Origin of the sequence: Pantoea sp. Cy-640 (assembly GCF_011752635.1) — a bacterium.
GTDB lineage: Bacteria > Pseudomonadota > Gammaproteobacteria > Enterobacterales > Enterobacteriaceae > Pantoea > Pantoea dispersa.
In genome coordinates, this window is sequence record NZ_VWXB01000001.1 from 35118 (window position 1) to 56898 (window position 21781).

Annotated in this window: 22 protein-coding genes; 13 read left to right on the forward strand and 9 right to left on the reverse strand. The window is 58.1% G+C overall.

Features of this window, described 5'->3' with window-relative positions; all coding sequences use genetic code 11:
• The first annotated feature begins 295 nt into the window (after window positions 1–295).
• The 5 genes from F3J36_RS00170 to gsiD all read left to right on the forward strand — a co-directional run bounded on the left by F3J36_RS00170 (window position 296) and on the right by gsiD (window position 6607).
• Window positions 296–1255, forward strand: a complete 960-nt coding sequence (locus F3J36_RS00170) for an isoaspartyl peptidase/L-asparaginase family protein (RefSeq protein ID WP_166718614.1) — start codon at window positions 296–298, stop codon at window positions 1253–1255.
• Window positions 1256–1264: 9 nt separating this feature from the next.
• Window positions 1265–3121, forward strand: a complete 1857-nt coding sequence (locus tag F3J36_RS00175) for a dipeptide ABC transporter ATP-binding protein (protein WP_166718615.1) — start codon at window positions 1265–1267, stop codon at window positions 3119–3121.
• Window positions 3122–3185: 64 nt separating this feature from the next.
• Window positions 3186–4721, forward strand: a complete 1536-nt coding sequence (gene gsiB, locus F3J36_RS00180; RefSeq protein ID WP_058757797.1) for a glutathione ABC transporter substrate-binding protein GsiB — start codon at window positions 3186–3188, stop codon at window positions 4719–4721.
• 49 nt (window positions 4722–4770) lie between these two features.
• Complete coding sequence (gene gsiC / locus F3J36_RS00185) at window positions 4771–5691, forward strand: glutathione ABC transporter permease GsiC (protein WP_058769519.1); 921 nt, start codon at window positions 4771–4773, stop codon at window positions 5689–5691.
• 10 nt (window positions 5692–5701) lie between these two features.
• Window positions 5702–6607, forward strand: a complete 906-nt coding sequence (gsiD, locus tag F3J36_RS00190) for a glutathione ABC transporter permease GsiD (RefSeq protein ID WP_058769520.1) — start codon at window positions 5702–5704, stop codon at window positions 6605–6607.
• A gap of 127 nt (window positions 6608–6734) precedes the next feature.
• On the opposite strand, the gene F3J36_RS00195 is transcribed toward gsiD, so the two are convergent.
• Complete coding sequence (locus F3J36_RS00195) at window positions 6735–8402, reverse strand: methyl-accepting chemotaxis protein (protein ID WP_058775348.1); 1668 nt, start codon at window positions 8400–8402, stop codon at window positions 6735–6737.
• 116 nt (window positions 8403–8518) lie between these two features.
• On the opposite strand from F3J36_RS00195, the gene F3J36_RS00200 reads away from it, so the two are divergent.
• Complete coding sequence (locus F3J36_RS00200; RefSeq protein WP_021508397.1) at window positions 8519–8968, forward strand: DUF4385 domain-containing protein; 450 nt, start codon at window positions 8519–8521, stop codon at window positions 8966–8968.
• Here F3J36_RS00200 and rimO read toward each other — a convergent pair.
• The 3 genes from rimO to F3J36_RS00215 all read right to left on the reverse strand — a co-directional run bounded on the left by rimO (window position 8965) and on the right by F3J36_RS00215 (window position 11116).
• The gene (gene rimO, locus F3J36_RS00205; RefSeq protein WP_021508396.1) at window positions 8965–10290 is read right to left on the reverse strand and encodes a 30S ribosomal protein S12 methylthiotransferase RimO; all 1326 of its coding nucleotides are present in this window, start codon (window positions 10288–10290) and stop codon (window positions 8965–8967) included. The two genes, F3J36_RS00200 and rimO, sit on opposite strands and share 4 nt — an antisense overlap.
• 126 nt (window positions 10291–10416) lie before the next feature.
• Window positions 10417–10782, reverse strand: a complete 366-nt coding sequence (locus F3J36_RS00210; protein ID WP_166718616.1) for a helix-turn-helix domain-containing protein — start codon at window positions 10780–10782, stop codon at window positions 10417–10419.
• A 73-nt stretch (window positions 10783–10855) separates the two neighbouring features.
• Window positions 10856–11116, reverse strand: coding sequence for a type II toxin-antitoxin system RelE/ParE family toxin (locus tag F3J36_RS00215; protein WP_031279864.1), 261 nt, complete (start codon window positions 11114–11116; stop codon window positions 10856–10858).
• 295 nt (window positions 11117–11411) lie between these two features.
• Here F3J36_RS00215 and F3J36_RS00220 point away from each other — a divergent pair, with 295 nt between their 5' ends.
• Window positions 11412–12047 (forward strand): carbonic anhydrase, encoded by a 636-nt coding sequence (locus F3J36_RS00220; RefSeq protein WP_021508393.1) that lies wholly within the window; start codon window positions 11412–11414, stop codon window positions 12045–12047.
• Window positions 12048–12160: 113 nt separating this feature from the next.
• On the forward strand, window positions 12161–13294 hold the full coding sequence (locus F3J36_RS00225) for a PQQ-dependent sugar dehydrogenase (RefSeq protein ID WP_166718617.1): 1134 nt from the start codon (window positions 12161–12163) through the stop codon (window positions 13292–13294).
• Here F3J36_RS00225 and F3J36_RS00230 read toward each other — a convergent pair whose 3' ends face one another.
• The gene (locus tag F3J36_RS00230; protein WP_058769524.1) at window positions 13295–13951 is read right to left on the reverse strand and encodes an HAD family phosphatase; all 657 of its coding nucleotides are present in this window, start codon (window positions 13949–13951) and stop codon (window positions 13295–13297) included. It abuts the gene before it with no gap.
• Window positions 13952–14225: 274 nt separating this feature from the next.
• On the opposite strand from F3J36_RS00230, the gene F3J36_RS00235 reads away from it, so the two are divergent.
• Complete coding sequence (locus tag F3J36_RS00235; RefSeq protein WP_166718618.1) at window positions 14226–15431, forward strand: serine hydrolase; 1206 nt, start codon at window positions 14226–14228, stop codon at window positions 15429–15431.
• 48 nt (window positions 15432–15479) lie between these two features.
• Here the strand turns inward: F3J36_RS00235 and ybjG are convergent, their stop codons facing one another.
• The 3 genes from ybjG to F3J36_RS00250 form a co-directional block, all read right to left on the reverse strand.
• Window positions 15480–16085 carry an undecaprenyl-diphosphate phosphatase gene (gene ybjG / locus F3J36_RS00240; protein ID WP_021508389.1) on the reverse strand — a complete coding sequence of 202 codons (606 nt, stop codon included), beginning with the start codon at window positions 16083–16085 and terminating at the stop codon, window positions 15480–15482.
• Window positions 16072–16827, reverse strand: a complete 756-nt coding sequence (locus F3J36_RS00245) for a phosphatase PAP2 family protein (RefSeq protein WP_072209945.1) — start codon at window positions 16825–16827, stop codon at window positions 16072–16074. Before F3J36_RS00245 ends, ybjG begins: the two co-directional genes overlap by 14 nt.
• Before the next feature lie 201 nt (window positions 16828–17028).
• Window positions 17029–18717 (reverse strand): aspartate:alanine antiporter, encoded by a 1689-nt coding sequence (locus tag F3J36_RS00250; RefSeq protein ID WP_021508387.1) that lies wholly within the window; start codon window positions 18715–18717, stop codon window positions 17029–17031.
• A 260-nt stretch (window positions 18718–18977) separates the two neighbouring features.
• On the opposite strand from F3J36_RS00250, the gene ybjM reads away from it, so the two are divergent.
• Window positions 18978–19349 (forward strand): inner membrane protein YbjM, encoded by a 372-nt coding sequence (gene ybjM, locus F3J36_RS00255; protein ID WP_166718619.1) that lies wholly within the window; start codon window positions 18978–18980, stop codon window positions 19347–19349.
• A gap of 33 nt (window positions 19350–19382) precedes the next feature.
• On the opposite strand, the gene F3J36_RS00260 is transcribed toward ybjM, so the two are convergent.
• A complete protein-coding gene (locus F3J36_RS00260) occupies window positions 19383–19646 on the reverse strand; it encodes a GrxA family glutaredoxin (protein WP_010618314.1) in 264 nt (87 codons plus the stop codon).
• A 208-nt stretch (window positions 19647–19854) separates the two neighbouring features.
• Here F3J36_RS00260 and F3J36_RS00265 point away from each other — a divergent pair, with 208 nt between their 5' ends.
• From F3J36_RS00265 to rimK, 3 genes are read left to right on the forward strand one after another with little or no spacing between them, the layout of a single operon-like run.
• Window positions 19855–20106: a DUF1418 family protein gene (locus F3J36_RS00265; protein ID WP_059008991.1), complete on the forward strand. Its 252-nt coding sequence runs from the start codon at window positions 19855–19857 to the stop codon at window positions 20104–20106.
• Window positions 20107–20118: 12 nt separating this feature from the next.
• Window positions 20119–20841 (forward strand): oxygen-insensitive NADPH nitroreductase, encoded by a 723-nt coding sequence (gene nfsA / locus F3J36_RS00270; RefSeq protein ID WP_021508384.1) that lies wholly within the window; start codon window positions 20119–20121, stop codon window positions 20839–20841.
• A gap of 17 nt (window positions 20842–20858) precedes the next feature.
• Complete coding sequence (gene rimK / locus F3J36_RS00275; RefSeq protein WP_166718620.1) at window positions 20859–21761, forward strand: 30S ribosomal protein S6--L-glutamate ligase; 903 nt, start codon at window positions 20859–20861, stop codon at window positions 21759–21761.
• Window positions 21762–21781 lie beyond the last annotated feature (20 nt).

Consider the following 21781-nt stretch of genomic DNA (forward strand, 5'->3'; position numbering starts at 1 on the left):
TTTAACTTACCCGATTTTTAACCGGTACTGAAGCCACACAGAAAGTAAGGGAAAATAGATTGTTCACTGCCTTGCCGGTGCCAGACGTAAGCGCGCCAGCCATAATATTAAAGCTGGTGCGTTCTCTCTTTTAATTCACAAAAAAGCATAATCCACATTAAAAGGTTATGACCGCTGATACACTTTCTGCTTTACAAGCAGGGAGGGGCTTTCTATAGTCGAAAATTGCCAAAAAAAGATGAAAACCATTCTAAATCAGTGTTTTTGGCTCTGATTCCTTGACAGGGTAACGGTTATGGCTAAAGCAGTTATCGCAATTCACGGCGGTGCCGGCGCGATTACGCGTGCGGCAATGAGCGCCGAAAAAGAGCAGCACTATCGTCAGCAATTGGCCGCGATTGTCAGCGCCGGTCAGCAGATTCTGGCCAGCGGCGGTAGCGCGCTGGATGCCGTGACCGAAGCGGTACGGCTGCTGGAAGAGTGCCCGCTGTTCAATGCCGGCAGAGGTGCCGTGTTCACCCATCAGGGCACCCATGAACTGGATGCCAGCCTGATGGATGGCCGTACGCTGGATATCGGCGCCGTCGCTGGCGTCAGCCGTATCCGCAATCCGATTCTTGCCGCGCGTAAAGTGCTGGAAGCCAGTCCGCACGTGCTCTTTATTGGCAGCGGGGCGGAAGCCTTTGCCGCGCAACAGGGGCTGACGCCGGTCGAGCCTGATTTCTTCTCGACGCCAGAACGCTGGGAGCAGCTGCAGCGCGCGCTGGGCAGCGAACAAATGCTGCTGGATCATGATGGCGCGGCGCAGGGGAGCGATCCGCTGGACCCGGATCGCAAATTTGGCACCGTGGGCGCGGTGGCGCTCGATTTGCAGGGTAATCTGGCGGCCGCCACCTCCACCGGCGGCATGACCAACAAGCAGGCGGGCCGCGTCGGCGATTCACCGCTGGCGGGCGCCGGCTGCTATGCCAACAACGCCACCGTGGCGGTCTCCTGTACCGGTACCGGTGAAGTGTTTATTCGTACGCTGGCGGCTTACGATGTCTCGGCGCAGATGGAATATGGTGGTCGTTCGCTGCAACAGGCCACCGCCAGCGTGATTCATGACAAAGTGCAGGAGCTGGAGGGTAGCGGCGGGCTGATTGCCATTGATGCCCACGGCAACGTGGCGCTGCCGTTTAACAGCGAAGGCATGTACCGCGGATTCGCTTATGTGGGCGGCGAAGTTGAGGTGGCGATTTACCGCGACAGCTAAGGAGCAGGCATGACGGATCTACAGCAGCAGTTTGCGCCGCAGCAGGTGCTGGCGGTACGCGATCTCTGCGTGCGCTTTGAGCATGAAGGGCGCGTGACGGACGCCGTGCGGCAGCTTTCGCTCGATCTGCACCGCGGAGAAACGCTGGCGCTGGTGGGCGAATCGGGCTCGGGCAAATCGGTGACGTCGCTGGCGCTGATGCGTCTGATTGCACAGGCCGGCGGCGCGGTCAGCGGTGAAATCCTGCTGCGGCGGCGCAACGGCGAGGTGCTGGATGTGATGCGTGCGTCCGCCAGCCAGATGCGCCGGGTGCGCGGTGCGGACATGGCGATGATCTTTCAGGAGCCGATGACGTCGCTCAACCCGGTATTCACCGTCGGTGAACAGATCGCCGAATCTATTCGTTTGCATCAGGGGAAAAGTCACCAGCAGGCGCAGGCCGAAGCGCGACGCATGCTGGATCTGGTGCGCATTCCGGAAGCGCACAATGTGCTGTCGCGCTATCCGCATCAGCTCTCCGGCGGTATGCGCCAGCGCGTGATGATTGCCATGGCGCTGTCGTGCAAGCCGGCGCTGCTGATTGCCGATGAGCCGACCACCGCGCTGAACGTCACCATCCAGGCGCAGATTCTGCAGCTGATTCGCGTGCTGCAAAAAGAGATGCAGATGGGCGTCATTTTTATTACGCATGATATGGGCGTGGTGGCGGAGATGGCCGATCGCGTGCAGGTGATGTATCGCGGCGATGTGGTTGAACGCGCGCCGGTGCAGCAGCTTTTCGACGCGCCGCAGCAGCCGTATACCCGCGCGTTGCTGGCGGCCGTGCCAAAGCTCGGGGCGATGAGCGGCCAGCCGCTGCCGGCGAAGTTCCCGCTGCTGCATACCAACGGCCGCGAAGAGGCCAGCACGCCGCAGGATACCGTGCGTCACGATCGTCCGCCGATTTTACAGGTGCGCGATCTGGTTACGCGCTTTGATATTCGCGGCGGGCTGCTCAATCGGGTTAAGCGTCGCGTCCACGCGGTGGAAAAAGTCAGTTTCGATCTTTATGCAGGCGAAACCCTCGCGCTGGTGGGCGAGTCCGGCTGCGGCAAATCCACCACCGGACGCTCGCTGCTGCGGCTGGTCGCCAGCCAGGGCGGCAGCATCACCTTTGACGGCCAGCGCATTGATGCACTGCAGGGCAGGGCGCTGGCCACGCTGCGCCGCGACATTCAGTTTATCTTTCAGGATCCGTATGCGTCGCTCGATCCGCGCCTTACCGTCGGCTTTTCAATTATGGAGCCGCTGCTGGTGCATCGCAGCATGGGGCGCGCGCAGGCAGAGAAACGCGTCGCCTGGCTGCTGGAACGCGTCGGTCTGCTACCCGAACACGCGCAGCGCTACCCGCACGAGTTTTCTGGCGGTCAGCGCCAGCGTATCTGCATCGCACGCGCGCTGGCGCTCAATCCTAAAGTGGTGATCGCCGACGAGTCCGTCTCCGCGCTGGATGTGTCGATCCAGGCGCAGATCATCAATCTGATGCTGGATTTACAGCGTGAATTTGGCATCGCCTTCCTGTTTATTTCGCACGACATGGCGGTGGTGGAGCGCATCAGCCATCGCGTTGCGGTGATGTATCTCGGACAGATTGTGGAGATGGGGCCGCGTCAGGCGGTATTCGAACAGCCGCGCCATCCTTATACCAAAAAACTGATGGCCGCGGTGCCGGTGGCCGATCCGGCGCATCGGCACCGCGAGCGGGCGCTGATGGTCGATGAGATTCCCAGCCCGATTCGCCCGCTGGGTGATGAGCCGGAAGTGGCACCGTTACTGGAAGTGGCGCCGGGCCATTTTGTCGCCCGCCATGCCATTAGCGGCGCCTGAGCAGCAACCAACCGCGCCCTCTGTGCAGGGCGCGCAAGACAGGGACTACAGGAGAACGATAACGATGCACCATATCATGCGAAAAGGGGTTATCACTGCCGGGTTGTTGAGTTCGGCGCTGGCGCTGCCCGCCTGGGCGGCCAAAGATGCGGTGATTGCCGTGGCGTCGACCTTCACCACGCTGGATCCGTACGACGCCAACGACACGCTGTCGCAGGCGGTGGCCAAGTCTTTCTATCAGGGCCTGTTCGGCTTCGATAAAGACATGAAGCTGGTCAACGTACTGGCCGAAAGCTATCAGGCCAGCAGCGATGGGCTGACTTACACCATCAAACTGCGTCCGGGCGTGAAATTCCAGGATGGCACGGATTTCAATGCCGAAGCGGTGAAGGTCAACCTCGACCGCGCCAGCAATCCGGACAACCATCTCAAGCGCTATAACCTGTTTAAATATATCGCCACTACCGAAGTGGTCGATCCGTCCACGGTGAAAATTACCCTGAAGCAGCCGTTCTCAGCGTTTATCAACAATCTGGCACATCCGGCTGCGGTAATGATCTCGCCAACCGCGCTGAAAAAATATGGCAAGGACATCGGTTTCCATCCGGTAGGCACCGGACCTTATACCTTTGACACCTGGAACCAGACCGACTTTGTCAAAGTGAAAAAGTGGTCGGGCTACTGGAAGCCGGGCTATCCAAAACTCGACAGCATTACCTGGCGTCCGGTGGTGGATAACAACACCCGCGCGGCGATGCTGCAAACCGGTGAGGCCAGTTTTGCTTTCCCGGTGCCGTTAGAGCAGGCCAAACTGCTGCAGGGCAATAGCAAGCTGGATGTGGTGACCACACCGTCGATTATGCAGCGTTACATCAGCCTCAACGTGACGCAAAAGCCGTTCGATAACCCGAAAGTGCGTGAAGCGCTGGAGTACGCCATCAATCGCCAGGCGCTGGCTAAAGTGGCCTTTGCCGGTTACGCCACGCCAGCCACTGGCATCGTGCCGCCGCGCATTGATTTTGCCCAGAGCTATCCGGCCATCAAATACGATCCGGCCAAAGCGCGCGAGTTGCTGAAGGAAGCGGGCTACCCGAACGGTTTCGAAACCACGCTGTGGTCATCGCATAACCACAGCACCGCGCAGAAAGTGCTGCAGTTTACCCAGCAGCAACTGGCGCAGGTGGGTGTGAAGGTGAAAGTCACGGCGATGGATGCCGGCCAGCGCGCGGCGGAAGTGGAGAGTAAAGGGCAGAAAGAGAGCGGGGTGCGCATGTTCTACACCGGCTGGTCAGCCTCCACCGGCGAAGCCGACTGGGCGTTGACGCCGCTGTTCGCTACCAGCTCGTGGCCACCGGCGATCTTCAACACCGCGTTCTACAGCAACCCGCAGGTGGATAAAGACCTGGCGGATGCGCTGAAGACCACCGATCGCGACCAGAAAGCCAGACTGTATAAAGACGCGCAGGACCGCATCTGGAACGATCACCCGTGGATTCCGCTGGTGGTGGAGCAGTTGCTGTCTGCGAACAATAAAAACCTGACCGGTTTTTACGTCATGCCCGATACCTCATTCAATTTTGATGAGGCGGATCTGAAGTAACAGACGCGGCCAGCCTTACGGGGCTGGCCGATGCTGCGCGGGATTTCGCATGCTCAACTATTTTCTTAAACGCCTGCTCGGGCTGATTCCCACGCTGCTGATTGTCGCAGTGCTGGTGTTCCTGTTCGTGCATCTGCTGCCGGGCGATCCGGCGCGCCTGATTGCCGGACCGGAAGCGGATGCCTCAGTGGTGGCGCTGGTGCGTCAGGAGCTGGGGCTCGATCAGCCGCTGATTCAGCAGTTCTGGCACTTTATCCTCAATGCTTTGCAGGGTGATTTTGGTCAGTCGATGGTGTCAAAGCGGCCGGTCTCTGCCGAAATTGCCGCGCGCTTTTTTCCTACTCTGTGGCTGACGCTAAGCAGCATGGTGTGGGCGGTACTGTTTGGCATGGCGATCGGCATCGTTTCGGCGGTATGGCGCAATCGCTGGCCGGACCGCATCGGCATGACGCTGGCGGTTTCCGGCATCTCCTTTCCGGCGTTTGCGCTGGGCATGCTGCTGATGCAGGTCTTTTCGGTCGAGCTCGGCTGGCTGCCAACGGTGGGCGCCGACAGCTGGCAGCACTACATTCTGCCGTCAATTACGCTCGGTGCCGCCGTGGCCGCGGTGATGGCGCGCTTTACCCGCGCTTCGTTCGTTGAGGTGATGCAGGAAGATTATATGCGCACCGCGCGGGCCAAAGGGGTGCGCGAATCGCTGGTGGTGGTCAAACACGGGCTGCGCAATGCCATGATTCCGGTGGTCACCATGATGGGGCTGCAGTTCGGCTTTCTGCTCGGCGGCTCGATTGTGGTGGAAGTGGTGTTTAACTGGCCCGGACTGGGCCGTCTGCTGGTGGATTCGGTGGAGATGCGCGATTACCCGGTGATTCAGGCCGAGGTGCTGCTGTTTTCGCTGGAGTTCATTCTGATTAACCTGATCGTCGATATGCTTTACGCGGCGATCAACCCGGCTATTCGCTACAGGTAAGGAGTCGCAATTGAAGAACTGGCGACGCGATGCGGCACTGAAATCCCTGCCGCTGATGACGGAAAACCGGGTTCGCACGCCGTGGCGTGAATTCTGGCGGCGCTTTCGCCGTCAGCATGTGGCGCTGCTGGCAGGCGCGTTTGTGCTGCTGCTGATTGTGGTGGCGTTTATCGCCCCGTGGATCGCCCCGTTTGATGCCGAAAACTATTTTGACTACGACCGGCTCAACGAAGGGCCGTCGTGGATGCATCTGTTTGGCGTCGATTCCCTTGGGCGCGATATCTTCAGTCGGGTGCTGGTCGGGACGCGCATTTCGCTGATCGCCGGCTTCTTCTCGGTGGCGATTGGCACGGTGATCGGCACCGTGCTGGGGCTGCTGGCGGGCTATTACGAAGGCTGGTGGGATCGTATCACCATGCGCATCTGCGACGTGTTGTTTGCGTTTCCCGGCATCCTGCTGGCGATCGCGGTGGTGGCGATCATGGGCAGCGGCATGAGCAACGTGATTGTGGCAGTGGCGATTTTCAGTATTCCGGCATTTGCCCGTCTGGTGCGTGGCAATACGCTGGTGCTGAAACATCAGACTTATATCGAGTCGGCGCGCAGTATTGGTGCTTCCGACTGGACCATTATCATGCGTCACATTTTGCCCGGTACGGTATCGTCGATTGTGGTCTATTTCACCATGCGTATCGGTACTTCGATCATCACCGCTGCCAGCCTGTCCTTTCTCGGCCTGGGCGCGCAGCCACCGACGCCGGAGTGGGGCGCGATGCTCAACGAAGCGCGCGCCGATATGGTGATTGCGCCGCACGTGGCGATCTTCCCCAGCCTGGCGATTTTTCTCACCGTGCTGGCGTTCAACCTGCTGGGCGACGGCCTGCGCGACGCGCTGGACCCGAAACTGAAGAGCTGAGGGTGAACACCGCATTGCAGTTGTAGCGGCGCGATTCATCGCGCAATAAATTGCGCCGCTACGATAACTGCAATGCCTGGCGCATGACCCTTATTCAGGTCATTGATTTTATTAACACTTCAGCGCATCAAAACGTTTCCCAGTTATCGTTACCGTGGCTCACCGCCGCGGGCAGGGCGCGGGTCGGGGCGGGCAGCACCGGTTTCACCACCCGCTCTGTTACTGCTGCGGGTGGGCGCGCGCCGGTGTTGAAACGCGCCACCGCTGATGACAGCCGGCTGGCCTGCTGCTCCAGCGACGCCGAGGCGCTGGCCGATTCCTGCACCAGCGTGGCGTTTTGCTGCGTCACGCGATCCATCTCATTCACCGCCTGGCCAATCTGGTCAATACCGCGGCTCTGCTCATCGGAAGCCGAGGCAATCTCGCCCATGATATCGGTGACGCGCGTCACCGCGCTGACAATCTCCTGCATGGTATCGCCAGCGCTGCTGACCTGCTGCGAACCGAGATCCACGCGCTGCACGGAGTTTTCAATCAGCAATTTGATCTCTTTCGCCGCCTGCGCGCTGCGCTGGGCCAGATTGCGCACTTCGCCCGCCACCACTGCAAAGCCGCGCCCCTGCTCACCGGCACGCGCCGCTTCTACCGCGGCGTTGAGCGCCAGAATGTTGGTCTGGAAAGCGATACCGTCAATGACGCTGGTAATGTCGGCGATTTTCTTCGAGCTGTCCGCAATGTCGCGCATGGTTTTCACCACGCCTTCCACCACGTTACCGCCTTTATCGGCGGTGTCCGACGCGGTTTTCGCCAGCTGCGTGGCCTGACGCGCGTTGTCAGCATTCTGCTTCACGGTCGCGGTCAGCTGTTCCATGCTGGCGGCGGTCTCTTCCAGTGAGGCAGCCTGCTGTTCGGTCCGCGCCGAGAGATCGTTATTACCATTGGCGATGGCGCTGGCGCTGCCAAAAATGGCATCCGCGCTGTCGCGCACGTTATTAATGGTACCAAGCAGCGCCTGCTGCATATGATTCAGGCTGGCGGCAATGGCCGCCATTTCACTGCGGCCTGCCACCTGCAGGCTGGCTGACAAATCGCCTTCGGCAAAGCGCTCGATCTGCTGCTGCACCTGCTGCATCGGTGCCAGCAGCACGCGGCGTACCAGCGTCCATACAGCCGCCACCATCAGCACCACCACCAGCGCGATGACGGCAATCATGATCAGCACCTGCTGATAGTTGCTGTCATTTTGCAGGCTGCGCTGATTGATCAGCTGCATGTTTTCATCGCGCCACTGCTGATAAGCCTGTTCCAGTTCATCCTGCGCCTGCTGCGCATCGAGGTTGCCGTAGGCCGCGTAGTTATTGGCTTTCAGAAACACGGCGGACTGCTGCAGCAGCGCGGCAAACGCTTTGAATTTATTGTCGATCAGATCGGCGGTCGACGCACTCTGGCCGTCGATGCGCGGATAGCTTCTATACTGATTGAAGTGCTGCTGCGCCGCTTCCAGCGAGGCACCGGCTGCCAGCAGCAACTTGTTGATCGCCGCCAGCGACTGCTCGTCGGTCTGATTTTTCAGAATACGGATCGCCACGCGATTGATGGTGACGCGGGTTTTCACCAGCGTTTGCCAGCCGTCGCCCAGCTCGCGCTGCTGATGAGACAACTGATTGCTGGCGGTGAAATTATGTTGTCCCGCGCGCAGCGAGGAGAAAAAGAGCGAGCCGGATATGGCCTGCATGGCTGTGAATACCACCAGAATAACCACAATGGCGGTCACAATTTTCATCTTGTTGAACATGTGAGCATCTCTTAGCAAATGAGCCGGTAGTTATGTTATCGGTGGAAAAAAGCATCACTAAAGTGCGGCAGCGAAATAATTCACCGCAGTAATGGTTACGGACAGGAGGCCAGGGGATGAAACCCTTCAATTACCAGCAGGATTTTAAACAGCTCGACTTCCGTCAGCATCCGGAGCTGTATCAGGTCGGACGCGGCGAGCAGGGGGTGCTGATGGTGGAACCTTATAAAAGCGAAATTCTGCCGCACTGGCGCTTTCGCACCGTCGAGCTGGCGCAGCAGTCATCAGAAAAAATCATGCAGCTGTTCGAGGCGTATCGCGCGCAGGATGATTTTGTCGGTATGGATATGGCGCGCAAATTTATTCAGATGGGGTACACCCGCGCGCGCCGCTACAGCAATCATCAGGGCGGACGGAAATACGGTGCCGACGGCAAAGAGCTGCCGCGTACGGTAGAGAAAGAAAAGGCCGCTGCGGCGGCCGTGTTCAAAGCGTGCTGGGACCGGCTGCGCGCCGATAACGATTATCTGGCGCGCAAAAAAGCGCACCAGCAAAAGTACGGTTAAACGCGCGTGCCCCACAGGTCGTATTCGTCGGCGTGTTCGACTTTGACCCGCACCACCTCGCCGACCTTCACCTGGCGATCGCCATTCAGGTAGACCGCACCGTCGATTTCCGGGGCGTCGGCCATGCTGCGGCCGACCGCGCCTTCTTCATCCACTTCATCGATGATCACCAGAATCTCGCGACCGATTTTCTCCTGCAGACGCTCTGCGGAGATCTGCTGCTGCAGCTGCATGAAGCGGTCAAAACGCGCCTGCTTGACGTCGTCCGGTACCTGATCCGGCAGCTGGTTAGCCGTGGCGCCTTCAACCGGGCTGTACTGGAAGCAGCCAACGCGATCGAGGCGCGCTTCACGCAGGAAGTCGAGCAGCATCTGAAAATCTTCTTCGGTTTCGCCCGGGAAACCCACGATGAAGGTGGAACGCAGCGTCAGCTCCGGACAGATTTCACGCCAGCGTTTGATGCGCTCCAGCGTGCGCTCAACCGCGCCCGGACGCTTCATCAGCTTCAGGATGCGCGGGCTGGCGTGCTGCAGTGGAATATCGAGGTAAGGCAGGATTTTACCTTCGGCCATCAGCGGGATCACATCATCCACGTGCGGATACGGATAAACGTAGTGCAGACGCACCCAGACGCCGAGTTTCGCCAGCTGCTCACACAGGCTGACCATGCTGGTTTTTACCGGCGAACCGTTCCAGAAACCGGTGCGGTGTTTAACATCGACGCCGTACGCGGAGGTGTCCTGCGAGATCACCAGCAGCTCTTTTACGCCGGCTTCCACCAGACGTTTAGCTTCATCAAGTACCGCGCCAATCGGACGGCTGTCCAGATCGCCACGCATTGACGGGATGATGCAGAAAGTGCAGCGATGGTTACAGCCTTCGGAAATTTTCAGGTAAGCGTAGTGGCGCGGCGTCAGTTTCACGCCTTGTTCCGGCACCAGGCTGAGGAACGGGTTGTGCTCGGGTTTTGGCACGTAAGTGTGCACGTGCGACAGCACCTGCTCGTAGCTGTGCGGGCCGGTGATCTCCAGCACTTTCGGATGCACTTCGCGAATCTGATCCACTTTGGCGCCGAGGCAGCCGGTGACGATCACTTTGCCGTTCTCGTTCAGCGCTTCACCAATCGCTTCCAGTGATTCCTGTACGGCACTGTCAATAAATCCACAGGTGTTAACGATGACGATCTCCGCATCATCGTAGCGTGGCACCACGTCGTAGCCTTCTGTCCGCAGCTCCGTCAGGATGCGTTCAGAGTCAACGAGGTTTTTTGGGCAGCCGAGAGAGACGAAGCCTACACGCGGCGGATTTTTGACATGGCTCATAAGGATAAAAATTCATCATAATTAAGGTGGACAGGAGCGCGATTGTACAGAGGTTGACGGGGAAAATGTATAGGGAAGCGCTGTCGAAAGCAGAGAAAAAGGCCACGCAAACGGTGGCCGGGGGAATTACAGCAATAATTGTTCGGCACGGCAGCCATAAAGTCGCGCTAAGCGCTCGCGCGTTTTTTTCTGCGGTTTACTCTCTTTGCGTTCCAGTTGGGAAATTGCGCTTTGCGTAGTCCCTAATTGTTCGGCAACGTACTGCTGCGAGAGGTTACGGTAAACACGCCAGGCCGCCTGCAGACTGATATCCTGGCTGAGCATAATGCCAACCACGTCATGCGGCACGGTTTCATCATCATGTTCATCTGCTTCAATTGCGAGGGTTGTCCAGCTGCTTTCCGCATCTGAAAGCAGCTTTTCATACTCCGCGACAGGCAGAACCACGAATTGGGGTTTGCCTGCTTCATCATAAATATACTGTTTTGACATAGTTTATCCGAATAGCGTCAGGTCGCGGCCAATGTCATCAGGTGCATAGCTGCGGGGTTTCCCCCGCAGAGTATCAGTAAGTATGAGAGGTTCTGCGTGCAACTTCTACAATCTCAAGAACGACAGGTTCACCCTCTATCAACGCAAAGATAACCCGATAATCGCCCACCCTCAGACGGTAACGATTATCACTTTGCTGCAGCTTTCTGATATCCAGTGCGACAGCCGGAAAGGCGATCAGCTGGGATGTCTTTTCAAAGATGCTTTTTTGATAGCGTTTGTCGATCTTCATCAGGTGTTTCAGGGCACGTTTAGACCAGGATACTTCAACCACAATGCACCTCTTTTCACCTGCCATCCCTGCAAGGGATAATTAGAAAATAAAGAGTAAATCTAATATTGTCAATCTAATAATCTTATATATCAGGGCAGGGCGTTTACCTGGCGCAACATTTTGTTTGGTATACGCTTAGTGAGCATGGCGGACATCCGGGTTGTGCAAGCGGGTCGATTTTGCTTAAATATCGGGTTGATAATTGTAAGTTATTATCGACATTACAGAATTTAAAGCGCGCCAGCGGTGAGTTTCTCTCTGCCGGGGCTGAAGTGGATAATGTGAGAGCAGACAAATGCAAGAGATCGTCAAAGGTTTTCTGAATTTTCAACAGAATGTGTTTCCTGAAAGGAAGGATCTTTTCAAGAGTCTGGCGTCCAACCAGAATCCTAAAGCTTTATTCATCTCCTGTTCTGATAGCCGTCTGGTGCCAGAGCTGGTGACACAGTCGGAGCCGGGCCAGCTGTTTGTGATTCGTAACGCCGGTAATATCGTCCCGCCGTTTGGTCCGGAGCCGGGTGGCGTGTCAGCAACTATCGAGTATGCGGTGGTCGCGCTGGGCGTAACCGAAATTATCATTTGTGGTCACTCCAACTGCGGTGCGATGAACGCGATTGCGTCCAACGCCGATCTCGAGAGCATGCCGGCGGTTGATCACTGGCTGCACTACGCCAATGCGGCAAAAGCGGTGGTGGAAGAGCGCAACTACGAATCGGTTGAAAAACGCCTCAACGAAATGGTGAAAGAGAACGTGATTGCCCAGCTCAATAATATCAAAACGCATCCTTCCGTTTCGGTCGCGCTGCGCAAAGGCAAGCTGCGCCTGCACGGCTGGGTTTATGATATTGAAAGCGGCGGCATTATTGCCCTGACCAAAGGCGGTGAATCCTTCATTTCACTGTCGGAAAACCCGGAAACCTGCTTCGAATAATCCTGCCTGCTATCCGCCCGGCTACTGCGCCGGGCTTAATGTTTTGTAAATCCTGCACATCCTTTCTTACTGGCTGACTACCCTTAACGGCAGACTGTGAAAAGGAGAATCCCATGCGTTTATGGCGTGTTGCGCTGCTGGCTGGCGCGCTCAGCGGTTCCTTTACCGCGCTGGCGGCCGATGTCCAGGTGCAGGTGTTACAGGACAAGCTCGATCATCCGTGGTCGGTGGCGTTTCTGCCCGACCAGCAAACCCTGCTGATTACCGAACGTTCCGGACAGCTGCGCAGCTGGCAGCCGGGCCGGGGGCTATCGCAGCCGATTAGCGGCGTACCCAACGTGTGGGCCAACCGCCAGGGCGGTCTGCTGGATGTGGTGCTGGCGCCGGACTTCGCGCAAAGCCGTCGGGTGTGGCTCAGTTACACCACCGCCGATGACACCGGCCGCGCGGGCGGCGTAGTGGGTTACGGCACGCTCAGCGCAGATCTCCGTCAGCTGCAGGATTTTAAGGTGGTGCTGGAGCAAACGCCGAAACTGTCCGGCGGTGCCAACATCGGCACGCGACTGGCGTTTGATCGCCAGGGCTATCTGTACATCGCGTTCGGCGATAACTTTGCCAGCCGCAGCGCGCAGCAGCTGGACAAACTGTCGGGCAAAATTGTTCGCCTGACGCAGGACGGCAAGGTGCCGGCGGATAATCCGTTTAACCATCGTCAGGGCGCACGCGCGGAGATCTGGTCTTACGGCGTGCGCAACCCGCAGGGGCTGGCGCTTAATCCGTGGACGCAGCAGATGTGGGAGAGTGAACACGGCCCGCGCGGCGGCGATGAGGTGAACCTGGCGGCGAAGGGCAAAAATTATGGCTGGCCGCTGGCGACATACGGCATTGATTACAGCGGGCAGAAAGTGCCGGAAGCGCAGGGCAGCGCCGTTGCCGGCACTGAGCAGCCGCTGTTTTACTGGCCGCAATCGCCGGCCATCAGTGGCATGGCGTTTTACAATAGCGCGCGCTTTCCCCAGTGGAAAAACTCGCTGTTTATCGGTGCGCTGAAAGATAAAAGTCTGATCCGACTGCGCGTTAACGGCGAGAAGGTCGAAGAGGCGCAGCGGCTGCTGGGCGACCGTGGCGAACGCATCCGCGATGTCCGTCAGGGGCCGGATGGTTATCTGTATGTGCTGACCGATGAGGCCAATGGCAAGCTGCTGAAAGTCGGGCTGGCGGATGCCGCCAGCGCCGCGCGCGGTTAATCAGCGCACCCAGTTACACACCTGCCAGCCACGCTGCTGCGCTTCCTGCTGCAGCAGCGCGTCCGGGTTGATCACCCATGCATGATCGGCATGCGACAGCAGCGGCAGATCGTTCATCGAATCGCTGTACGCCCAGGTGCGCTCAAAACGCCGATCCTGCTGCAGCGCTCGCCAGTCGCTGAGTCGTGAAACTTTGCCTTCACGGTAAGTGGCGGTGCCGTAAATCTTACCGCTGTAGCGTTCATCGACCACTTCCACGCCAATCGCCAGCGCGCCGTGTACGCCCAGCCGTTCCGCAATTGGCACGGCGAGGTGATCGCCGCTGGCGGTAATAATCATTACCGTGTCGCCACGCTGCTGATGCCACTGAATGCGTTCGCGCGCGGCGGGAAAGACGCGCGGCAGGATATCGCGATGAATAAAGCGCCGCACCCAGCCTGCGACGGTGAGCGTCGCCATGCCGGTGAGCGGTGAGAGCGTGGTGCGCATGTACTCTTCAATCGACAGGCTGCCGGCGTGGTATTGCGCCATCAGCGCCTGCTCCTGACGAATGATCTCTTCCGGTGCAAACCCCTGCGAAACCAGCCAGCGCAGCCAGAGGCTGGTGCTGTCTTCACAAATCAGGGTTTCATCCAGATCGAAAACGGCTAAGTCCATCATGATTCTCCTCGGGCTGACTGGCATCAGGTTAGCGGAATTTTGTGACTGGCTTAACTGTTCTGCGAAAATTCGGAATTTCTCGCAATTTTTCCTCTGGCCTGACGCCCGCGCACTGGCAGCGCAGCGGCCTTAATGCCAGGGTTACTCTAACAAACTCTAAAAAACTTTACGGTTTGGCGGTTTTTTTCACCGGCGTGAACCGTTAGCGTTTGGTAAGACATGTCTTACCTGCACAAATCCGTGATTTTACAAGGACAATTGGGTCACGCTCATGAGAAAAACATCCCTGACTTCAGTCTGGCGGCCACTGGCGGCCAGTTCATTATTGTTGCTTTTCGTCCCTGTCACCACTCAGGCCGAGCAGGCACCCGCGGCACCGCAGATTGAGGCAAAGGCCTGGATTCTGATGGACTACAGCAGCGGTAAAGTGCTGGCAGAGTCCAATGCCGACCAGCGTCTTGATCCCGCCAGTCTGACCAAAATGATGACCAGCTACGTGGTCGGCCAGGCGCTGAAATCCGGCAAAATCACCAGTAACGACATGGTGACCATCGGCCAGGATGCGTGGGCCACCGGCAATCCGAAACTGCGCGGGTCGTCGCTGATGTTCCTCAAGCCGGGCGATCGCATCCCGGTCTCGGAACTGAATAAGGGCGTGGTGATCCAGTCGGGGAATGATGCCTGTATCGCGCTGGCGGACTATGTCGCCGGCAGTCAGGATGCCTTTATTGGCCTGATGAACAATTATGTTAAAGCCTTTGGCCTGCAAAACACCCACTTCATGACGGTGCACGGTCTGGACGCCGAAGGCCAGTACAGCACCGCACGCGATATGGCGATTATCGGCCAGCGCCTGATTGGTGATGTGCCGGAAGAGTATGCGCTGAACAGCGAAAAAGAATTTACCTTTAATAATATCAAACAGATGAACCGCAACCGGCTGCTGTGGAGCAGCAACCTCAAGGTTGACGGCATCAAAACCGGGCATACCTCGGGGGCGGGCAACAATCTGGTTGCTTCAGCGGTCGACGGCGACATGCGCCTGATTTCGGTGGTACTGGGCGCGCAGACCGATGCCATTCGCTTTCGCGAGAGTGAGAAGCTGCTGACGTGGGGCTTCCGTTTCTATGAAACCGTTACGCCGATTAAAGCGGATAAACCGTTTGCCCAGCAGCGCGTGTGGTTTGGCGAAAACAACCAGGTCAACCTCGGCGTGGCGAAGGATGCGGCGATCACTATCCCGAAAGGGCAGATGAAAAATCTCAAGGCCAGCTTTACCCTCAACGCACCGCAGCTGGAAGCGCCGCTGAAAAAGAATCAGGTAGTGGGCACTATCGATTTCCAGCTGGATGGCAAAACCATTGAGCAGCGTCCGCTGGTGGCGATGGAGGATGTACCGGAAGCCGGCTTTGTTGGCCGCATCTGGGATTTCATTATGATGAAATTCAACGGCTGGTTCGGTAAGTGGTTCAGTTAATCTCAGGACGGCGGGTCAGCCCGTGGCTAACCCGCCTGCCGGCTGAGTTTATCCGCGCACCCAGCCTTTTTTAATCGGCATCGCGAACAGGGCGCGGTAGAGTTGATGCGTCAGCGCCAGCATGCGCTGACCGTACAGCTGCCACGCCAGATGCGAAGCCAGACAGCCAAGCAACCCCACCAGAAAACCGCCCAGCATATCCAGCGGCCAGTGCACGCCGAGATACACGCGTGACCAGGCAATAGCGCTGCCAATCGCCAGCAAAACCACCCCGGACCACAGACGGTGCCAGAAAATAAACGCCAGCGCGAAAGTAAAAATCGTGGTGCCGTGATCGCTGGGATAGGAGTCATCAGCGGCGTGTGACAGGAACTGGTGACCAAAGCCAATGGCGAACGGGCGCGGGTGTGGCAGCAGCTGGCCCACGCACCAGGAGATGCTCAGCGCATAAATCAGCGCCATGCCGGTTTTCAGCACCAGCGCGCGCTGCGATTGCAGCTGATCGCGCGGTCCCCACAGCCACAGGGCGACAATCAGCAACGGTACAATAGCAATCACATCTTTGGCGATAAAGGTCGCCAGGCTGAGCAGCCACGCGGGTGAATCCGGCGTGGCGTTAATCCATAAAAAGAGGGTGTGGTTAAGAGCTTCCATCACGTTTCCTCGTCCTCGTCTTGTTTACCCAAAAAGAAATTGCGGCAAAAATCAGCAGCTGGCTGAGCCACACCCACCAGCCCGCCCACAAATTGTGGGAGAAAAAGTGCGCACCACGCATCACCTGGCCATAGCCCATCAGCAGGCCACAGGCGATACCCACTGCCAGCGCCAGCAGCGCGCGGCGTGGACGCTCCGGCCACCACAAAAAAAACAGCGCCATCAGCGCAAAGCCGCTGGAAGCATGGCCGCCCGGAAAGCACTGGCCCGGGCCGCTGTTGGCCGGCACCGCCGCCAGCAGCGGAAAGCTCGCGGCATTGCCACCGAACAGCGCCAGATCCCACGGACAGGAGTGCGCGCTGTGCGCCTTCAGCATGCCCACCACCAGCGGCCCCATGCCAAAAAGCAGGGCCACCAGCACGCGCCGGGCGTCACGCTGTTGCAGGCCGCGCAGTAACAGCAGCACCGCGCCAGCGATAATCACATCCTTCATCAGCCGATGGTTAATCAGATCCAGCCAGCGGTTGTGCTGCCACGGAAAACGCCGGGTGAGCGGATCAAACCAGCGCTGGCTGATGGCGATGTCGAGGCTTTCGTGACGCGACCACCACAGAAACGCCAGCGCCAGAATTGCCAGCAAAATAAGGTTGATAGCGTAGAAGCGCGCGGACAGAGAATAAATAGCCGCGCTCCGAATCTCACTGCGGGTTGTTGGAGTGTTTAACTTTGATGAAAGTTGCATGAATATTTGCAAATAGCGAAACCAGAGTGACAGGGTGGCAAATCACGCTTAGGGAAACCTTAAGGGCGCGCGCGGCAGGCATAAAAAAACCCGCTAGCAGAAGGCTAACGGGCTCCTCAATTTGGGGATTTCAAAGAAAAGCAGTGGCACTTATTCAGACTGCATCGCGTCCGATTAGTTCTGACGCGTGTAAAAATATTTTTAAACAGGCAAAAGCGGCCAGATGATGACGATCAGCGTCCCCGCCAGCGTCAGCAAGACGTTGGCAATGGCGTAGGTGCCGGCATAGCCGAGCGCCGGAATGCTGCTGCGCGCGGTATCGCTGATGATCTCCATGGCCGGTGCGCAGGTGCGCGCCCCCATGATGGCACCAAACAGCAGCGCGCGGTTCATGCGTAGCACGTAAGCGCCGAACAGATAGCAAATCACCACCGGCAACAGACTCACCAGCAGGCCGCTCAGCAGCATCAGCGCGCCCGCACTGCCGAGACCGTGCTGCAGGCCGCTGCCGGCGCTCAGGCCAACCCCGGCCATAAACACCATCAGGCCAAACTCTTTCACCATGGTTAGTGCGCCCTGCGGGATGTAGCCGAACGTCGGGTGGTTGGCGCGCAGAAAGCCGAGCATGATGCCGGCAAACAGCAGCCCGGCGGCGTTGCCCAGGCCAAAGCTGAAGTTGCTGAACTGGAAAGTGATCATGCCGATCATCAGGCCGATGATAAAGAAGGCGCAGAACGCCAGCAGATCGGTCATCTGGCTGTGAATAGCAATGAAGCCGATGCGATCGGCCAGGCTTTTCACCCGGCGCGCTTCGCCGCTCACCTGCAGCACATCGCCTTTGTTGAGCATAATGCTGTCGTCGATCGGCATCTCAATCTGGCTGCGAATCACCCGGTTGAGGAAGCAGCCATGATCGGTCAGTTTTAAATGGCTCAGGCGTTTATTCACCGCGTTGTGGTTTTTCACCACGATCTCTTCGGTGACGATGCGCATGTCGAGCAGATCGCGATCGAACACCTCTTTACCATTACGGAAACTGGCGTCGAGACGCGCATGGGCATCCGGATAGCCCACCAGGGAAATCTCGTCGCCGAGCTGCAGCACGGCATCACCGTCCGGGCTGGCGAGAATGCCGTTACGCCGCAGGCGCTCAATGTAGCAGCCGGTCTGACGGTGAATCCCCAGCTCACGCAGGTTTTTGCCGCCGCTCCACTCAACCAGCTCCGGACCAACGCGGTAGGCGCGAATTACCGGCAGGAACACTTTACGCTGGCTGTCCGCATCCAGACCGCGCTCGCGCGCGATTTGCTGGGCGCAGGTCGGCAAATCCTGATGCTGCAGGCGCGGCAGGTAGCGTGCGCCGAAAATCAGGCTGACCAGCCCAATCAGATAGGTGAGGGCGTAACCCAGGCTAAGGTTATCCTGCATGCGCCCCAGCAGCTGCGTGTCGCTGATGCTTTGCCGCAGCGTATCGCCTGCGCCCACCAGCACCGGCGTTGAGGTCATCGAGCCGGCCAGCATGCCAGCGGTGAGGCCGATATCCCAGCCAAACAGTTTGCCGAGCGTCAGCGCAATCAGCAGGGCGCTGACCACCATGACGATCGCCAGAAAGAAATAGTTCTTACCGTCGCGGAAAAAGATGGAGAAAAAGTTGGGACCGGCTTCCACCCCGACACAAAAAATAAACAGCATAAAGCCCAGACTTAAGGCGTCAGTATTAATCGCGAAGTGTTGCTGACCCAGAATCAGCGAAACCACCAGCACACCAATAGAATTACCGAGTTGTACGGAGCCAAGGCGTAATTTACCCAGGCACAGGCCGAGGGCTAATACGACAAATAATAACAGAACGTCATTTCCGCTTAACAATTCTGCGACGTTAATGTTCACGGTTTAACTTCTTATTTACCTGTAACGGGTTGATGGGAGGGGATTTTTTCGCTATCTTGTGACGGCAGCGCACGGCCCGGTCACCGAATGTTCTTAATCTGTGACCCACATAAAGCGGCGCCATTCTAATCATAATTAACACCCTCAGCTATCAGCAGTTTTCATTCCTTCTGCCTTCAGCTGTTTCTTTTTATTTCCACGTAAGCGCATCAGGGCAGTTAAAAGTTTCAATATTGTTAACGTCAAAGTTGAGGAGAGGTATGTTGCAGCGCAATAATCGCTGGCCAGCATCGGTTCTGGGCGTGATGCTTTATACGCTGGTGTTTATTTTTGCACATCATTTTTGGTCCGCCGCCGCGACGCAGGCGGTGCGTGGACAGCCGGAACTGCTGCTGTTTCTGCTGCCGGGCATCGTGGTGGCGCTGCTGCAGCCGGACAGTCCGCTGATCGGCACACTGTGGATCGCGCTGGGCGGGACGCTGCTGGGCATGACGTGGGTGTGGCTGGTGATGCCGATGACGCACAGCTTGCTGCTGGTGACGGCGTGGAGCCTGAGTGCACTATTTTGGGCGGGATGCGGTGCGCTGCTGGTGCGCCTGCTGCGCATTATGCTGGCGATGCGCACCAGCTGAGTGAAGCGAAGACGGGCCCGCAGGCCCGTCAGATCAGGCTTCGATGCCGAGGTTTTCTTTAGTCCACGCCGCAAATTCGGTGTAACCACCGATGTGCTGGTCGTCGAGGAAGATCTGCGGCACGGTAGAAACCGGTTTGCCGGCACGCGCTTCCAGATCGGCTTTGGTGATGCCGGTCGCCTGGATATCGACGTACTGATAATTAAAATCGTCGCGCTCGCTGGTTAACTTCGTGGCTAACTCTTTTGCTCGTACGCAGTAAGGGCAGCTGGAACGGCCAAAAATCACTGCAATCATTGCTTCTCTCCTTCCGCTGCTGTTTTGTGACTTGTCTCACATTACAGCGTGAATAATGCGTCACATCATGCCCGCCCATCCTGCTTAAGAAAAGCAGAAATTGCCTGTTACTCTAATGCGCGCTGTCTATACCCGGTCACAATGCCGTACTACAGTATTCGGGTATCACCTGCAGCAGAAACAGATGAACACTGAGGAGCCCTGAACCATGCGTAATCTGGCGACATTGCCCAAACCCGTGCTACTGCTGGAAGCGCTGGGCGTGCTGGCAGTGATTGGCGCGCTGCTGCTGGTCAACGACTGGCTGGCGGCACCGGCATTCATGGCGAAAAAACCGCTGGCAACGCTGCTGTTTTTCCTCGGCATTGCGCTGATGCTGCCGGCAGCGTGGCTGATGATGTGGCGCACCGCAAAGGCGATGGCACCGCAGTTGTTCAATCACACCGACAAAAAGAAGTAACCGGAGAGGATTATGACGCCGACTATTGATTTGCTTTGCAGCCACCGTTCCATTCGCGCCTTTACTGAGCAGGGGATTGATGACGCCCAGCGCAGCGCGATTATCGCTGCGGCGCAGGCGGCCTCGACCTCCAGTTTTTTACAATGTTCTTCCATTGTCCGTATCACCGACCGCGCCCTGCGCGAGCAGCTGGTGCAGCTCACCGGCGGCCAGCCGTGGGTCAGCGCCGCAGCGGAGTTTTGGGTGTTCTGCGCCGACTTCAACCGCCACCAGCAAATCTGCCCTGAGGCTCAGCTGGGCCGTGCCGAACAGCTGCTGCTGGGCTGTGTCGATACCGCGCTGATGGCGCAGAACGCCATGGTCGCTGCGGAATCGCTCGGTTTAGGCGGCGTGTTTATTGGCGGCATTCGCAACAGCATCGCGCAGGTGACGGAGCTGCTGGGGCTGCCGAAGTTTGTGCTGCCGCTGTTTGGTTTCTGCATCGGCCATCCCGACGCGTCACCGGACGTCAAGCCGCGCATGCCACAGGCGATGCTGGTGCACGAAAACCGCTACCAGCCGCTAGATAAAGCGGTGCTGGCGCAATATGACCAGCAGATCACCGCTTACTATCAGCAGCGCGACAGCAATCAGCGCTCGGAAAACTGGAGTGAACTGATTCAGCGTTTGATCATTAAAGAAACGCGACCGTTCATGCTGGACTACCTGCATCAGCAGGGCTGGGCAACGCGCTAAGCACAGGGACCGCTGCAATGAAGATGGCCATTCTCACCCGTGACGGCGCGCTCTACTCCTGTAAACGCCTGCGTGAAGCCGCGGAAGCGCGTGGCCATCAGGTGCAGATGATCGATCCGCTCTCCTGCTACATGAACATCAACTCCGACTCGCCGGCGGTGCACTATCGCGGTGAGGCGCTCGGCCATTTTGACGCGGTGATCCCGCGCATCGGCACCGCCACCACTTTTTACGGTACGGCGGTGCTGCGCCAGTTTGAGATGCTCGGCAGCTATCCGCTCAACGAGTCGGTGGCCATTACCCGCGCACGCGACAAGCTGCGCTCGCTGCAGTTGCTGGCGCGCGAGGGCATCGACATGCCGGTTACCGGCTTTGCCTCGTCGCCGGATGATACGCAGGATGTGATCGCCATGGTCGGCGGCGCGCCGCTGGTGGTGAAACTGGTGGAGGGGACGCAGGGGATCGGCGTGGTGCTGGCGGAAACCCGCCAGGCGGCAGAGAGCGTGATCGATGCGTTTCGCGGTCTCAATGCGCATATTCTGGTGCAGGAATTTATCAAAGAGGCGCGCGGGCGCGACATCCGCTGCCTGGTGATTGGTGACGAAGTGGTGGCGGCGATTGAGCGGGAAGCGAAAGAGGGCGATTTCCGCTCTAATCTGCACCGTGGCGGCAGCGCCCGCGCCGTCACCATTACCGATCAGGAGCGCGAGATCGCGGTCAAAGCGGCCACGACGCTGGGATTAGCCGTGGCGGGCGTGGATATTCTGCGCGCCAACCGGGGTCCGCTGGTGATGGAGGTCAATGCTTCTCCGGGGCTGGAGGGCATCGAAGGCAGCACCGGTTTAGACATTGCCGCCATGATGATCTGCTGGATTGAGCAGCACGCCTGTCCCGGTTATCGTCCGAAAACCGGGGGCTGAACCGCGCTTTTGCGCGGTTT

Bases quoted from the DNA above. Each gene is read 5' to 3' on its own strand.
- gsiC (WP_058769519.1), top strand. From the start codon at position 4,771: ATGCTCAACTATTTTCTTAAACGCCTGCTCGGGCTGATTCCCACGCTG.
- gsiB (WP_058757797.1), top strand. From the start codon at position 3,186: ATGCACCATATCATGCGAAAAGGGGTTATCACTGCCGGGTTGTTGAGT.
- F3J36_RS00260 (WP_010618314.1), bottom strand. From the start codon at position 19,646: ATGATTGCAGTGATTTTTGGCCGTTCCAGCTGCCCTTACTGCGTACGA.
- F3J36_RS00220 (WP_021508393.1), top strand. From the start codon at position 11,412: ATGCAAGAGATCGTCAAAGGTTTTCTGAATTTTCAACAGAATGTGTTT.
- F3J36_RS00225 (WP_166718617.1), top strand. From the start codon at position 12,161: ATGCGTTTATGGCGTGTTGCGCTGCTGGCTGGCGCGCTCAGCGGTTCC.
- F3J36_RS00265 (WP_059008991.1), top strand. From the start codon at position 19,855: ATGCGTAATCTGGCGACATTGCCCAAACCCGTGCTACTGCTGGAAGCG.
- rimK (WP_166718620.1), top strand. From the start codon at position 20,859: ATGAAGATGGCCATTCTCACCCGTGACGGCGCGCTCTACTCCTGTAAA.
- F3J36_RS00230 (WP_058769524.1), bottom strand. From the start codon at position 13,951: ATGGACTTAGCCGTTTTCGATCTGGATGAAACCCTGATTTGTGAAGAC.
- ybjG (WP_021508389.1), bottom strand. From the start codon at position 16,085: ATGGAAGCTCTTAACCACACCCTCTTTTTATGGATTAACGCCACGCCG.
- F3J36_RS00235 (WP_166718618.1), top strand. From the start codon at position 14,226: ATGAGAAAAACATCCCTGACTTCAGTCTGGCGGCCACTGGCGGCCAGT.
- F3J36_RS00200 (WP_021508397.1), top strand. From the start codon at position 8,519: ATGAAACCCTTCAATTACCAGCAGGATTTTAAACAGCTCGACTTCCGT.
- rimO (WP_021508396.1), bottom strand. From the start codon at position 10,290: ATGAGCCATGTCAAAAATCCGCCGCGTGTAGGCTTCGTCTCTCTCGGC.
- F3J36_RS00210 (WP_166718616.1), bottom strand. From the start codon at position 10,782: ATGTCAAAACAGTATATTTATGATGAAGCAGGCAAACCCCAATTCGTG.
- F3J36_RS00245 (WP_072209945.1), bottom strand. From the start codon at position 16,827: ATGCAACTTTCATCAAAGTTAAACACTCCAACAACCCGCAGTGAGATT.
- F3J36_RS00195 (WP_058775348.1), bottom strand. From the start codon at position 8,402: ATGTTCAACAAGATGAAAATTGTGACCGCCATTGTGGTTATTCTGGTG.
- nfsA (WP_021508384.1), top strand. From the start codon at position 20,119: ATGACGCCGACTATTGATTTGCTTTGCAGCCACCGTTCCATTCGCGCC.
- ybjM (WP_166718619.1), top strand. From the start codon at position 18,978: ATGTTGCAGCGCAATAATCGCTGGCCAGCATCGGTTCTGGGCGTGATG.
- F3J36_RS00175 (WP_166718615.1), top strand. From the start codon at position 1,265: ATGACGGATCTACAGCAGCAGTTTGCGCCGCAGCAGGTGCTGGCGGTA.
- F3J36_RS00170 (WP_166718614.1), top strand. From the start codon at position 296: ATGGCTAAAGCAGTTATCGCAATTCACGGCGGTGCCGGCGCGATTACG.